The sequence below is a fragment of the Limibacter armeniacum genome (assembly GCF_036880985.1).
Taxonomy (GTDB): domain Bacteria; phylum Bacteroidota; class Bacteroidia; order Cytophagales; family Flammeovirgaceae; genus Limibacter; species Limibacter armeniacum.
This window is the reverse complement of record NZ_JBAJNO010000008.1, coordinates 2,242,785-2,257,774: the sequence shown is the minus strand read 5'-3', so window position 1 is coordinate 2,257,774 and position 14,990 is coordinate 2,242,785. Positions and strand designations below refer to the sequence as shown.

The 14,990-nt window shown below is 39.9% G+C and carries 11 protein-coding genes; 7 read left to right on the top strand and 4 right to left on the bottom strand.

All coding sequences use genetic code 11. The features are described 5' to 3' along the window. Positions 1 to 433 precede the first annotated feature (433 nt). From V6R21_RS15215 to V6R21_RS15200, 4 genes are all read left to right on the top strand, one after another. Positions 434 to 1,654, top strand: coding sequence for a bifunctional 3,4-dihydroxy-2-butanone-4-phosphate synthase/GTP cyclohydrolase II (locus tag V6R21_RS15215; RefSeq protein ID WP_334244484.1), 1,221 nt, complete (start codon positions 434 to 436; stop codon positions 1,652 to 1,654). A 64-nt stretch (positions 1,655 to 1,718) separates the two neighbouring features. Then, positions 1,719 to 2,174, top strand: coding sequence for a peroxiredoxin (locus V6R21_RS15210; protein WP_334244483.1), 456 nt, complete (start codon positions 1,719 to 1,721; stop codon positions 2,172 to 2,174). Between the two features lie 435 nt (positions 2,175 to 2,609). Next, positions 2,610 to 2,807 carry a hypothetical protein gene (locus V6R21_RS15205; protein WP_334244482.1) on the top strand — a complete coding sequence of 66 codons (198 nt, stop codon included), beginning with the start codon at positions 2,610 to 2,612 and terminating at the stop codon, positions 2,805 to 2,807. A 119-nt stretch (positions 2,808 to 2,926) separates the two neighbouring features. Next, entirely contained in the window at positions 2,927 to 4,009 is a 1,083-nt protein-coding gene (locus V6R21_RS15200) for a type I restriction endonuclease (protein WP_334244481.1), read from the top strand. An 81-nt stretch (positions 4,010 to 4,090) separates the two neighbouring features. Here the strand turns inward: V6R21_RS15200 and V6R21_RS15195 are convergent, their stop codons facing one another. Next, the gene (locus V6R21_RS15195; protein WP_334244480.1) at positions 4,091 to 4,831 is read right to left on the bottom strand and encodes a phenylalanine 4-monooxygenase; all 741 of its coding nucleotides are present in this window, start codon (positions 4,829 to 4,831) and stop codon (positions 4,091 to 4,093) included. 982 nt (positions 4,832 to 5,813) lie between these two features. Between V6R21_RS15195 and V6R21_RS15190 the strand changes: the two genes are divergently transcribed. Continuing rightward, positions 5,814 to 7,787: a YgiQ family radical SAM protein gene (locus V6R21_RS15190; RefSeq protein ID WP_334244479.1), complete on the top strand. Its 1,974-nt coding sequence runs from the start codon at positions 5,814 to 5,816 to the stop codon at positions 7,785 to 7,787. A gap of 77 nt (positions 7,788 to 7,864) precedes the next feature. On the opposite strand, the gene dnaE is transcribed toward V6R21_RS15190, so the two are convergent. Next, the gene (gene dnaE / locus V6R21_RS15185) at positions 7,865 to 12,133 is read right to left on the bottom strand and encodes a DNA polymerase III subunit alpha (protein WP_334244478.1); all 4,269 of its coding nucleotides are present in this window, start codon (positions 12,131 to 12,133) and stop codon (positions 7,865 to 7,867) included. 239 nt (positions 12,134 to 12,372) lie between these two features. On the opposite strand from dnaE, the gene V6R21_RS15180 reads away from it, so the two are divergent. Together V6R21_RS15180 and V6R21_RS15175 are read left to right on the top strand one after the other, a co-directional pair. Beyond that, positions 12,373 to 13,443, top strand: coding sequence for a BamA/TamA family outer membrane protein (locus V6R21_RS15180; protein ID WP_334244477.1), 1,071 nt, complete (start codon positions 12,373 to 12,375; stop codon positions 13,441 to 13,443). A 164-nt stretch (positions 13,444 to 13,607) separates the two neighbouring features. Beyond that, the gene (locus V6R21_RS15175; RefSeq protein ID WP_334244476.1) at positions 13,608 to 14,222 is read left to right on the top strand and encodes a superoxide dismutase family protein; all 615 of its coding nucleotides are present in this window, start codon (positions 13,608 to 13,610) and stop codon (positions 14,220 to 14,222) included. A 38-nt stretch (positions 14,223 to 14,260) separates the two neighbouring features. Here V6R21_RS15175 and V6R21_RS15170 read toward each other — a convergent pair whose 3' ends face one another. Continuing rightward, a complete protein-coding gene (locus V6R21_RS15170; RefSeq protein WP_334244475.1) occupies positions 14,261 to 14,539 on the bottom strand; it encodes a hypothetical protein in 279 nt (92 codons plus the stop codon). Between the two features lie 226 nt (positions 14,540 to 14,765). Beyond that, complete coding sequence (locus V6R21_RS15165; protein ID WP_334244474.1) at positions 14,766 to 14,987, bottom strand: hypothetical protein; 222 nt, start codon at positions 14,985 to 14,987, stop codon at positions 14,766 to 14,768. Positions 14,988 to 14,990 lie beyond the last annotated feature (3 nt).

The window sequence follows — 14,990 nt, the reverse complement described above, 5'->3', positions numbered from 1 at the left end:
CAGGGAAGAATTAATATAAAATAAAATTTTACGGATTTTTTTGATGGTCAGATAACCTCTAGGTTTACCTTCAATATGGATAATGGCTGGCTGAATTGATAGGCAAACCAACCTTAACACCCTTATTATGTGTATTTTTTACACACCTATATTTGAGTAACATTTAGATAGTGTCAAAAAATTCCATTTCTCCGAGGAAGAAAGCCTATTCATTCACAAGCAGGAAGGGTTTCCAATTGAAAAAAATTAGTATTAGCTTTGCGCAAATGAACCAATTGCACTATTTGAAGTTTTACTTCTTAAAAAGCTATATGCACTTGTATAGGTGTTTCTATTGGTAAAAAGCAATCTCTTAAAAGAAGTCTAAAACTATTGCTATACAAAAGCAGTTATTCATTGACAAAAGACTTCTATATTACAATACACACAGACGATGTCAGAAGAAATCAAACTGAATACAATCGAAGAAGCGATTGAGGCCATCGCAAATGGTGAGATCATCATTGTAGTTGATGACGAAGACAGAGAAAACGAAGGTGATTTTATTTGTGCTGCTGAGTGCATAACACCTGAAATCATCAACTTCATGGCCAAGGAAGGTCGAGGCCTGATTTGCTGTGCCGTGATTGAAGACAGATGTGATGAACTGGGACTGGAACTGATGGTTGGTAAAAACACTGCCACTTTTGAGACTCCATTTACTGTATCTGTTGACCTAGTAGGACATGGATGTACAACTGGTATTTCTGCCAGCGACAGATCCAAAACAATCAGGGCTTTGGTAGACCCTGAAACAAAACCTGAAGAATTAGGTAAACCTGGACACATCTTCCCTCTGAAAGCCAAAAGAGGTGGTGTATTGCGTAGAGCTGGTCACACCGAGGCTGCCATTGACCTTGCAAGACTTGCCGGTTTCAGACCTGCAGGTGCTTTGGTTGAAATCATGAACGAAGACGGTACTATGGCTCGTCTCCCAGACCTTGTGGAGGTTGCCAAGAAATTTGACCTTAAACTGGTTTCTATCAAAGACCTGATCGAATACCGTGTTCAGAAAGAATCACTGATTGAAGAGGTTGAAGAAGTAGACATGCCAACTCAGGATGGTCACTTCAAGATGAAATGCTTCAAGCAAGTCAATACAGGCGAACTTCACCTTGCATTGGTTAAAGGTGAGTGGGATGCTGATGAGCCTGTACTGGTAAGAGTACACTCTTCATGTATGACAGGCGATATCTTTGGCTCATGCCGTTGCGACTGTGGCGAACAGCTTCGTGGCGCCATGCAAATGGTAGAAAAAGCAGGAAAAGGTGTTGTGCTTTACATGAATCAGGAAGGCCGTGGCATTGGTTTGGTTAACAAACTGAAGGCTTACAAACTTCAGGAACAAGGCATGGATACTGTTGAAGCTAACCTTGCTTTAGGGTTCAATATGGACGAAAGGGATTATGGTGTTGGTGCACAGATCCTTCGTGCTGTTGGCGTTAAGAAAATGAAGTTGGTCTCGAACAACCCTAAGAAAAGAGTTGGTCTGATCGGTTACGGACTAGAAATCACTGAGTCAGTTCAAATCGAATTCCCTCCTAACAAGTTCAATGAGAAGTACTTGAAAACAAAGCGGGATAAGATGGGACATGATATCATGAAAGAACAATAATCAATTTTAAGGGTTATGAATAAGCTAAACATTATTCATAACCCTTTTTAATTTTCTAATAAAAATGGCGCTAAAAATTAATTCACAAGCACCTGACTTCACTTTACCTTCCACTGGTGGCAAATCAATATCCTTGGGTAAGGAACTGGCAGACAAACCCGTTGTAATCTATTTCTACCCAAAGGACTTCACTCCTGGCTGTACCAAGGAAGCTTGTAGCTTTAGAGACTCCTATGAACATTTTAGAGGTTTGGATATAGATATTTTTGGCATCAGTAAGGATGATGTAGCCTCACATGAAAAATTCAAGGAAACACATAATCTTCCATTTGATCTTTTAGCGGATGTAGATGGAAAGGTTTGCAAAGCTTATGATGCACTGGTGCCACTAATTGGTATACCCAAAAGAGTGACCTACCTGCTAGATAAAGAGCATAAGGTTGTAGGAGTTTACAGTAGTATGTTTGACTCCCTAGGACATATCAAAAGCATGATTGCGGATTCTAAGGAAAAAATCTAAAAATAAAAGCCTCCAAGACGTATGACGCTTTGGAGGCTCACATTAACAGCTTGCAATTACACAGTTAAGGAAACACTTTTCAAATCATATGCCAACCTTATGAAAGGTCGAATAATAATAGGCTAACACATAAGAAAACAGGCGTTTCAATCCCTCCTAACCACAATCCACTACATTTTATTTTCACTTCAGATCAATCGTTACCCTATCAGCTTTTGACCTACTACCACGACTTTTTTTCAGCCACGCTCTATTGTTAATGGATTCATATTTAATTATGTTAGAAATATATCTATTCAAGTAGACCTTCATGATGAGGTTAAGAATATAATGAGTTTGTCATTCAAGGTTCTTTAACAAAACGTCACTTTCAAGTGGCAATGACAACCAAGATTTATACAATCACTATCGTTTTCACCTAATTAGCTCAAAACAATGACACCACTAGAAACCCCAAATGAAAGACTGGAGCAAATCGAAAAACGTCTTGAAAAGATTGAAAACCTATTAATCAGGATTGGAGCAATAGAATATGCTAAAAACTTCTCCCCTCTCTCCGATATCATTAAAGAAATAGATACCGATATAGAAGAATTGAAAAGTCAGGTATCACATCTAGTGGACAGGTATTGAAATATAACACGAATTGCAGAGTAGCTTCAATTTCTGACGAAGCTAAACAGAGATACAAATCAATTACCCAACTAACACGAGAATACCACTAATCTATTTTAAATATAACCCTTAACCCAATGGACTTTGTTGACAAGCTAAGGTCAATTGCTGACCGCATCACAAAGATGAAAGACCAAGTTGCTACAGAAGAAGCAACCAAAAATGCCTTCGTTATGCCTTTCTTATCGGCTTTAGGCTATGACGTATTTAACCCAATGGAAGTAGTTCCTGAATTTATAGCTGACATTGGTACCAAGAAAGGCGAAAAAGTAGACTACTGTATCCTGAAAGACGGAGCTCCAGCCATTATCATCGAATGCAAACACTGGAAAGAAAAGCTTGACGTCCACTCAACCCAACTACACAGGTATTTTCATGTTACAACAGCCAAATTTGGTATCCTTACCAATGGTTTTGTTTATCGCTTCTACTCTGACTTGGAACAAGCCAATAAAATGGATGATCAACCATTTTTGGAGTTTGACTTTGAAAATTTCAATGAGAATCTGGTAAATGAATTAAAGAAATTCACTCAAGAAGCTTTCGATATAGACAGAATTGTTGACTCTGCCAGTGACCTAAAGTACTCTAAGCAAATTATTGAATTACTGGCGGGAGAACTCCGAGAGCCTTCAGATGATTTTGTAAAGCATTTTGCTACTAAGGTTTACACTGGTCGCCTCACTGAAAAAGTAAAGGAACAATTTACAGGGCTTGTAAAAAAGTCAGCTAGAATCTTGATTTCAGAGATGATCAATGAACGTTTGAAGTCTGCAATGGATGAAGACACTAACTTATCTATCGATACTGCCAACAATTCAATGGAAACCTCATCAGAAGAAAACACTGAAGAAGAAGATAAAGGCATATTCACAACAGTTGAAGAAATGGATGGTTTTAGGATTATCCAAGCAATGCTCCGCAAGGAAGTTCCATTGGACAGGGTACAACATAGAGATACCAAGTCATATTTTGGTGTTCTGATGGATGATAATAACAGAAAGCCTGTTTGCAGATTGCACTTCAACCGAAGTCAAAAATATATTGGATTGTTTGACGAAAATAAAGTAGAAACAAGACATCCGATTGAAAGGTTAGAAGACCTGTTTACTTTCGAAGGAGAATTGTTAAAGACTGCAAGGCTTTATTTAGATAACTAAAATTCAAACCTTTTCTAACTGATTAGAAAGGACATATAAAAAGCCCCATATTTAAATAATATGGGGCTTCTATTATAGTGATTATGATTCAATTATTAAATCTTTTGTCAATACCCGATTGACAACATCCTCAACTTGTTCCAAACTGTCAAAGAGTTCTTTATAAGAATCAATAACCCAATATTTTTCTTGAAATCTATCCTTAATATATGGAGTAGACATGATTTCCTGCACATCAAAGTGTGTTCGGATAGGAATATCGCTCTCCAATGAATAAGTAGATTCTCCACTTGATGACAAGATTCCCGCACCATAGATTCTCAAACCTTCAGGCTTGTTAATCAAGCCGAACTCTACAGTGTACCAATACAATCTTGAAATCAGTTCAATGATCCACTCATCCTCAATATGCTTCAGGGCTATCTCACTTAGCCCCTGAAGAAACCCTGCAAAGTTCTTGTTTGTCAGCAACGGTACATGTCCATATACATCATGGAACATATCCGGTTCTTCCAAATACTCAAGTTCACTCAACTTACGGAACCATGTAGATGCAGGAAACCTTTTGGCTTTCAGTAGCTCAAAAAACTCTTTGTTAGGGATCAGGCCTTTTACAACCTCAAGTCCCCACCCTGTTTCTTTTTCGAGCACTACATTCATTTCCTCAAAATTTGGAATATGGTCCTTTTTGAATCCAATTATTCGAACACCTTCCAAGAACGCTTCATCTGCCTGCTTCGGCAATTGTTGCTGTTGCCTTTCAAACAAGAGGTTCCAAACCTCCATATCTTCTGCTGTATACTTTTCGTATTCCTGTCTCATTTTACTGAAAATTTAATACGTGTAATGTGTTGTGTGTAAACGGTTATGGTTAGTTACATAAACAAGTCATTCTTTATATAAAGAACATTAGTCATAGAAAAATCCCCTCGTTTATGGCGAAAATATAATCATTTATTCTAACTATATCTCAATACTCCATATTATTATCATCCAAGTTTAGGCTTCTCACTTTCATAACAACCCTCCCTATAAAGGATAAACCTTTAAGAATAACATGTGTTTGGTTTCTATTTTCAATAGTAGAAGTTAAAACTCGACTGATAATAGACAAAAAAAGAGCAGACCTTTGAAGTCTGCTCCTTAATTAACAAGTACACTTTTCACCTCTCAGTAACAATTTCAAGTTACCAAGCTTCCCTTGATGAAGTAAAGAAGTCAACCTACCGTGTAGATTGATTATCAACCATATACATTAATATAACATTTAATAATGAAGTAAGTTCAAAACCGATAACAACAGTTGAAATAAAATTAAAAGTTCCATTTTGCTTTGAATTTCTTTGATATATAGAAGGTAAAATCTAAATATTCACATTCATTAGGAAAATAAGAAAAATCTAGCACTTATTTTGCAAGTACAATAAACAGCAAAGGCATTCGTCAGCTTAAAAGAAATAGTGGCAAATTTTCTGCTGAAAATGATGTGTTAACATCATAATGATTTCAGGGAAATAAGGCCAAATGTTGAAAATCAAATGGAACTTTTCAACAAAAAATCTTACAAATGATAGTGGTAAATTGTTTGTTACTGAGAAACCTGTTACTCACTGAGTGACAGGTTTTTATTTTTTCACGTCTCCCCGAAAAATATCTTTCAAATTTTTAGTAAAAGGAATTAAAGCTCATTGCAACCCTTAGCTAACTTTATGTACCTTTGTAGATTATTAAAATGCAATTTCGGATTCACTCGCTATGACAATTATCAGAAGCTGCATATAAACACAAATTCTCATAAGAAGACATGATAAAAAGGGAACGCCCAGTTACTGATTGGCTACCAATCACCAAGAAAGAAGTGGAACTCCGAGGATGGGATGAGTTGGATGTAATCTTGGTTTCGGGCGATGCATATGTTGACCACCCAGCCTTTGGTCCTGCTGTAATCGGTAGAATCATTGAATCGGAAGGTCTAAGAGTTGGTATTATCCCTCAGCCGAACTGGAGGGACGACTTACGTGATTTTAAGAAGTTTGGTAAACCCAAACTGTTTTTTGGAGTAACAGGTGGTTGTATGGACCCTATGGTTAACCATTATACAGCCAATAAAAGAAAGCGTTCCAATGATGCTTATACACCCAATGGTGAAGCTGGCTTCCGTCCTGACTATGCCACAACCGTTTACACAAAGATCCTGAAGGAGTTATATCCTGATGTCCCAGTTGTTATTGGTGGTATTGAAGCTTCCCTCAGAAGGGTAACACATTATGATTACTGGCAAGACCAGTTGCTACCATCTGTATTATTCAGCAGTGGAGCAGACCTTTTGGTTTACGGAATGGGTGAGCAGCCTTTACGTCAGATTATTGACCTGATGAAAAAAGGGGCTCCAGTATCTTCAATGGATACCATTCCTCAGACATCCATTATGCGTCCTCGTTCAGAGGAACTTCCTAAGCACAAGGCATGGGAAACCCTGACACTTAATTCACATGAAAAGTGTCTAAGAGATAAACTTGCTTATGCTGCTAACTTTAAGCACGTAGAGCAGGAATCGAATAAACTGCAAGCACGTCGACTTGTACAACCTATTCGAGATCAGCACCTGATCATCAACCCTCCTTACCAAACCATGACGGAGGAAGAAATGGACCAGTCGTTTGATTTGGCATATACAAGACTCCCTCACCCTAAATACAATAAGCGAGGTGTCATACCTGCATGGGAAATGATTAAGTTCTCTGTCAATATGCACCGTGGGTGTTTTGGAGGTTGCTCTTTCTGTACAATTTCGGCTCACCAAGGTAAGTTTATTGCCAGCCGTACGGAAGAGTCCATTATGAAGGAAGTTGAGCAGGTAGTAGATATGCCTGACTTCAAAGGGTATATCAGTGACCTTGGTGGTCCGTCTGCCAATATGTACAAGATGAAAGGAAAAGTACAGGAAATCTGTGACCGTTGTGTCAGTCCTTCTTGTATTCACCCAGTAATCTGCCATAACCTTGACACAAGCCACAAACCAATGATTGATCTGCTTCGTAAAGTGGACGAACACCCTAAGATCAAGAAGGCGTTTGTTGGTAGTGGTATCCGATATGACATGCTGGTGAAGGAATATAACAAGCTGGCTGATGAAAGCATTGACGAGTACATGGAACAGATTATCACTCGCCACGTTTCAGGTAGATTGAAAGTTGCTCCAGAACATACTTCTGATGCGACCTTACGTATTATGCGTAAGCCATCTTTCAAACACTTCCACTCATTCAAGAAGAAGTTTGACAAGATCAATCAGAAAAATGGAATGAATCAGCAGCTGATTCCATACTTTATTTCCAGTCACCCTGGTTGTGAAGAAGTGGATATGGCTAACCTAGCTGCAGAGACCAAGGACATGGGCTTTAAGCTTGAGCAGGTGCAGGACTTTACTCCTACTCCTATGACAGTAGCTACGGTTATCTATTATGCTGGAGTCCACCCATATACACTAAAACCTGTCTTTACAGCCAAGTCTGCTAATGAGAAGCAAGCTCAACATCAGTTCTTCTTCTGGTACAAGCCAGAAAGACAGAAAGAGATCAGGTCTACATTGCGCCACTTGAAGAGAAAAGACTTGGAAGAAAAACTGGTTGGCGGAACGACAATCAGCAACCCAACCAATTCCAAGAAAAAAACGCATGGTAAACGAAAGCCGATAGACAGAACCTCCAGACAACCTGAAGGGACTAGACCTCCTAAGAAAAAAGGAAATTCGAAAAGGCATTCGAGAAATAAGTAATATCTTCGAATAAAAATAAAGCCATTGAATAATTGCTATTCAATGGCTTTTTATATGTAAGAGAATCAACGCTTACACTAATAGATCCTGTACTCCAACCCTTCCATCAGCTCTAATTGTTTTACCATCTCTGAAGAAGGATCTACCTTATATTTTCTTGAAAGCAGATTGACTACAAGCTTTTCTTCCCTAGCCACTACTTCCATCTTCATTTCGCAATTTCCTTGGTTATTTTCTATAATATGAACCAATTCCATAATCATCTTGTCATTCAAGGCATTTACATCAATGGAAAGGTCTATCCCCTTACAGAATTTTTCTTTCACATCTGATAGTAACATGATTGTTGATGGAGAAAACTCCCATTGTCCCGGATTACGGTAACTCTCCCTTACTTTACCTTGAATACAAACAAAGTCACCCTCGTTCAGGAAATGACGGTGCTTGTTAAAAGCTTCGCCAAACATGGCCATCTCTTCGTTTCGGTCATAATCTTCCAATGAGAGAATGCCAAACTTGTTTCCGTTCTTACTTTCCAAGATTCGAACAGAAGAAATCATACCACCAACCTTTATTTCCTGATTTTTGTGTTGTTCGATATCCTTCAATGGAATACAGAAGTTCTCCAATTCCATACGATACATATCGAGTGGGTGACCGGAAATAAAGAAACCAACCACGTCTTTCTCATGGCGAAGTTCGACCAGTTTACTCCACTTCTCACAGTCAGGAATCCTAGGTTTTGGCATTTCCATACCACTTCCTGCTCCAAACAGACTGGTTTGTGCTGAAAGCTTCTCTGCCTGATGGGCGTTACCATATCGAAGTAACTTCTCAATACCGTTAGTGGCTTCTCCATCTGGCTTAAAGAAAAACTGTGCACGGTGTATTTCATTAAAGCAGTCAAATCCTCCACCATAAGCCAATCCTTCCATCGCCTTCTTGTTAACCGATTTCAGGTTGACACGCTCTACAAAGTCATAGATATCTTTATATAAACCGTTTTCTTCTCGCTCTTTTATAATGGCATTGATGGGCCCTTCCCCTACACCCTTGATGGCACCCATACCAAAACGAATCGCACCTTCTTCATTTACAGTAAACTTATACTCTGATTCGTTGACATCAGGTCCCAATACAGGCACACCAAGACGAGAACACTCTTCCATAAAGAATGTCACCTTCTTGATGTCATTCATGTTGTTGGTCAACACGGATGCCATATATTCAGCCGGATAGTTGGCTTTTAAGTAACCAGTATGGAAGGCTACTACTGAATAACACGTTGAGTGGGACTTGTTAAAGGCATAGGCTGCAAATGCTTCCCAGTCTTTCCAAATTTTCTCCAGCTTGTCCTTTGGAAAACCATTGCGCTCGTGAGCCTGATCAATAAATTTCGGCTTCAATTGCTCCAGCAAGGCGAAGATCTTCTTACCCATTGCCTTACGCAGCATATCGGCTTCACCCTTGGTAAAACCAGCCAAGCTTTGGGACAGGAGCATTACCTGCTCTTGGTAGACTGTAATACCGTAGGTTTCCGCTAGGTACTCTTCCATTTCCGGAAGGTCATACTGGATTTCCTCATCTCCGTGCTTACGGGCAATAAAGTTTGGAATATATTCCAATGGACCCGGACGGTACAAGGCGTTCATCGCAATAAGGTCACCAAACTTATCGGGCTTCAGTGCACGAAGGTGCTTCTGCATACCAGGAGACTCAAACTGGAACGTACCGTTTGTTTCACCTCGCTGATAAAGCTCATAAGTCTTGCGGTCATCCAATGGAATATCATCAGGGTCTATCTCAATACCATGCAGCTTCTTGATCAGTCTTACTGCATCCTTAATGACGGTAAGGGTTTTCAATCCCAAGAAGTCCATCTTCAGCATACCCGCACTTTCTACCACAGAGTTGTCAAACTGCGTTACAAGCAGGTCTGCATCCCTCGCTGTAGAAACCGGAATAAACTTGGTAATATCATCTGGTGTAATGATAATACCACAGGCATGGATACCCGTATTCCTAACCGAACCTTCCAATACACGGGCAGTGTTCAGCACATTGCCTTCCAAGTCATCCTGACGGGATATTGCCTTTAAGGCATTGGCCATCTCGATCTGTTCTGAATTCAGCTTTTGTTTCATGGTATCTTCATCCATTTTGAAAAGCTTACCCAGCTTGATATCGGGAACCAACTTGGCAATACGGTCCGCATCCATTAGAGGCAGGTCCATTACCCTTGCCGTATCTCGAATAGAAGACTTGGCTGCCATCGTACCATAAGTAATGATATGAGACACTTGCTTATATCCATATTTATCAACTACCCAGTTGATAATCTTCTGACGACCTTCATCGTCAAAGTCAATATCAATATCGGGCAGGGATACACGGTCAGGGTTTAGGAATCTCTCAAACAGGAGGTCATATTTGATCGGGTCAACATTGGTAATTCCAATACAGTAAGTTACTGCAGCTCCTGCTGCCGAACCACGACCCGGCCCTACCGAAACACCCATTTCTCTCGCCTGTGAGGTAAAGTCTTGTACAATCAAGAAGTAACCAGGGTACCCCGTCTTCTCAATAATCATCAACTCAAAGTCCAGACGTTCCCGAATATCCGGTGTAATCGTTCCATACCTCTTTTTCGCACCGATATAGGTCAAATGTCTGAGGTAAAGGTTCTCACCTCTTTTCCCGCCATCTTCAGCGTCACGAGGATCAACAAATTCTTCTGGTATCTTAAAGGCAGGCAAGAGTACATCCCTTGCCAACTTATATTCCTCAATCTTATCAATTATCTCATTGGTAGTCTCAATCGCTTCAGGCAAATCGAAGAAAAGCTCCTTCATTTCATCAGGAGACTTGAAGTAAAACTCATCATTTGGGAAACCAAAACGATAGCCACGCCCTCTACCAATTGGCGTTGACTTCTTTTCTCCATCTTTTACACAAAGCAGAATGTCATGGGCATCAGCTCCATCCTTGTCCATGTAAAAGGCATTGTTGGCTGCAAAATATTTCACATCATATTTTTCAGCAAAACCTAGCAACACCTCGTTTACGTGGTCTTCTTCTTCTAAACCATGACGCATCAACTGAATGTAGAAATCATCCTGAAACTGCTCCAGCCACCAAACAAATTCCTGTTCGGCTTGCTCCTCACCTACATTCAGAATCAGGTTATTGACAGGAGAACCCAAACCTCCGGTCGTAGCAATCAAACCATCTTTATGGGCCACTACTACTTCCTTATCAATTCGGGGATAACCTGCATACATCCCTGATATAAAAGCTTCGGAAGCCATCTTAGCCAGGTTGTGATAACCTTCCTTATGTTTAGCCAAAAAGACAGGCTGTGACCTTCTATCAGGATTATCTTTCGTAAATTTCTGCTTGGTTCTATCCTCAGTCAGGAAAAACTCACACCCTACAATCGGTTTGATACCTTCTTTCAGTGCATCCCTCACAAAATGAAAAGCGGCATACATGTTACCCATATCTGTCAGAGCAACAGCAGGCATTCCCATTTCTTTAGCCCTATTTACCATTGTGCCAATCTCACAAGTAGCTTGAAGAATGGAAAACTGAGAATGAACATGCAAATGGGTAAAAGGAGTGTCTTTCAGTCTGGCTAAACCTTCCTCCTTACTGATGTTACCACGACCCTTTGTAGACTTCTTCTCTTTTCTTTGAACAAAGTTAGAGTCATCCAACACTGGCGGTTCATACACCACCTCTGCTGTAGGGACTTCATTAATTGGGGTAACAACACCTTTAGCTATCAGACCGAAGAAACAGCGAGCGGTTGCTTCAACGTCAAATGCTGCATCATGAGCAGCATCAAACGGCTTACCAAAGAGCTTGGTATGCAGTTCCGTCAAGGTCGGAGGCTTAAAGCGTCCGCCTCGACCTCCTTGCAATGCACAGAAATCTGTAGAGGACTTCATTGTATCAATGATGTCCACTTCCATAACAGGAGGCTCTTCAATACCAACTCTGATATATTCAGCCCCCATCACATTCACGTCAAAGTTAAGGTTGTGACCAATTTGACGGTCAGTGAATGCCAAGTCCTTGGCAAACTCTTCCAAGACAAATTTCAGGTCATGCCCCTCTTCAGCCGCACGTTGGGTTGTAATCCCGTGAACTTTGGTTGCATTAAATGGAATGGTAAAACCATCCGGCTTGATCAGATAGTTCTGAGCATTCAACAGCTTACCGTGGTCATCATGCAGCTGCCATGCTAGCTGGACAACTCGTGGCCAGTTCTCAAGGTCTGTGATTGGTGCATTGAAGTCCTTCGGTAAACCGGTGGTCTCGGTATCGTATATCAGGTATGCCATCTAGTGTTACAGATTTCTGTGACAATCTGAATCAACCACATCGCTGATTCAGCTTAAAAATATCCTATTTGTAAAAGCACAAAAATAAGAAATTGTTAGGTAGGATTTCATAAATATAGAAAGGGATTCAAGCAGCAAACGACAGATAGTGTTTAAACACCTGAACGAAAATAGTTTAGAATTGATTTAAGAATTATCACCTATACCACTCCATTCCTTTCAAACCGCATTTCCTAATTATGAAAAAACAACTCTTTACCCTGTTTTTAATCTTACTTTTTGGATTCCCAGCAATAGCACAAACCGATTCAACTTCTCAAAAGAATATCAGTATAGCAGGTATCCCGCTAGTAGGCTACAACACACAAATGGGGGTCAAGCTGGGTGTAAACCTGATGGCTTTCTTCAAAATCAATCCTGAAAAAAACCTAAAGTCTCCTCCTTCAACAATGGGATTAGTTGGTTTCTATACAACTAATGACTCTTGGATCACACTACTATTCCAAAGACTTTACCTCAATAATGATAATTGGAGGGTCATTTGGGCAGTTGGAACTGGTAATATCAACTTCCAGTATTATGAAGATGAGTTTCTCCCTACCCCCGATTATGTAGATTATACCACTACTTCCAGATTTATGTTTGCTTCAATACAAAAAAGAGTACTCGGAAAGTTTTATAGTGGGCTGTTATTTCAATCTCAAAAACTCAATACAGAGTTCGACTATCAAGGAGAAGGAATGAGCTCAACAGATAGTGCAAAGAACATTGTGGCTTGGGGCATTCCACTTTCCTATGACACCAGAAACAGTCAATACAATGCTTCAAAAGGATTTTTCATTAACTCCAGATTCAGCTTTTACCAAAAGTGGATCGGGAGCGACCTCGAATATAATACCCTGTACATCGAAGCCAACAGTTACCAACCATTAAATGACATGACTACCTTGGCGTGGAGAGTAACTGCTTATACCGGCTTGGGCGATGTTCCATTTGAAGGTCAGAAAGTAGTTGGAAGAAATGATATCAGAGGTTACAGTGAAGGTCGGTACAGAGGTAATCAGGTTTATACGACACAAGCAGAATACCGCCAAAAAATCAAGGGTAAATGGGGAGGAGTAGCTTTTTTCGGTCTGGCAATGGCTTATGACAAAGAAAGTGAAGATGACAATTGGAGTCCTCTGCTCCCTGGTGGCGGTGTTGGAATCAGGTACCTAATGATTCCTGACAGAAATATCAATGCAGGATTAGACGTAGGAGTTGGAAGAAAAGATTATGGTATTTATTTTAGGTTAACAGAGGCTTTTTAGAAGCCATTAACGAACCTTATTCAAACCTTTATTAATGCCCTACTCTCTCCCAATTATTCACTTTAATATACCGCTCCAACCAGTGAACTACCGACAGTTCTCCAAATACCTTCCTTCAATAATCATTTACAATTCTAATTTCTGTAACTCAAAATAATTTAATGATGAAAAATATCTCAATAGCGATTGTTACTGCACTCCTATTTGTAGGTTGTAATAAACCCGCTCAAGAGCAAGATAACTCTCATGCCCATGGAGATCATGATGGCGACGACATGAAAGACGCTAAAGAAGTGATGGATGAGGGAGCTACAACTACTATCTCAAAAAAGGCGATGGCACAACTTGATGCCAAAAGTGGCAGTAACTTGACAGGTACGGTCACATTTACTGAAGAAGGTGGTAAAGTCAAAATGGAAGTTGAAGTCAGCAATGTCGCGCCAGGTGTACACGCCATCCACCTCCATGAAAAAGGGGATTGCAGCTCTGATGACGGAAAATCAGCAGGAGGACATTGGAATCCCACTGAAGAACCTCATGGTGAATGGGGACATGGCGAATTCCATATGGGAGATATTGGAAACCTTGAAATTAGCGAAGACGGAAAAGGTACACTTTCTTTTGAAACCGATAAATGGGCAATAGGTGGTGATGATGCCAAAAAGGATATTATCGGCAAGGCTGTAATCATCCATGCCAAGGCTGATGATATGAAGTCTCAGCCATCTGGAGCAGCAGGTGATCGCATAGGCTGTGGTGTCATTCAATTGGAAAATTAATAATAAAAAAGCCGGGAGGTCAATTCCCGGCTTTTCATTTATGCAACAAAGTCTTTTTTGATCTCTTCAACTGGGCCAAAAGTTTCAGTTCTGAAAGCTTTACCAGCTTTAAAAAGAACAACTTCTGATGGCGCTACTCTATGCTCATTGGTAGAAGTAACCACCTTTGAAAAGAAATCCTCAGCTTCCTCTTTCTCACCTTTCTCAAATGAAAAGCGTTTCTCAGTTGGCTTAACGGGCATTCCTGGAATTACGTGGTACATACGGAAAACCACTTCATAACGGCTTCCGAACAACCTTCTAAAAAATTTCTTCATGTTTGTTATTGTTAGTTTCACGAATACTTGAACCTGTAATCAAGGACAGGTATCCTATACTGAAAGCAGTTTCAATCAGCAGGTATTTGAATTACAATACTCCACTTTTTAAACTTTAAATCATTCAATTTATTGAATAAAATGAAATATTTTTTTGTCAAAAAAACCTATTCCAAATGAATCACCTCTCTTTAACAGTTGTTCAAAAAGCTTCTAAAAACCTGATCTAGTTGTTTTCCAACAGCTTGAGGTTATGAACTTTCATTGCGTTCCTTAATTCGCTTTCAAGCAATTCATGCTGGTCTTTAGGGATATTAAAATCTTCAATTACGCCTTCCATAAAAAGATCAAAGGTTACCAAGTTTCGATCGATGGCACCCAACGTCAACAGACGCTTTATCTTCTTTACTTCTTCCCCCGCAATTTTCTTGATTTTTTCTTCTTTCATTGC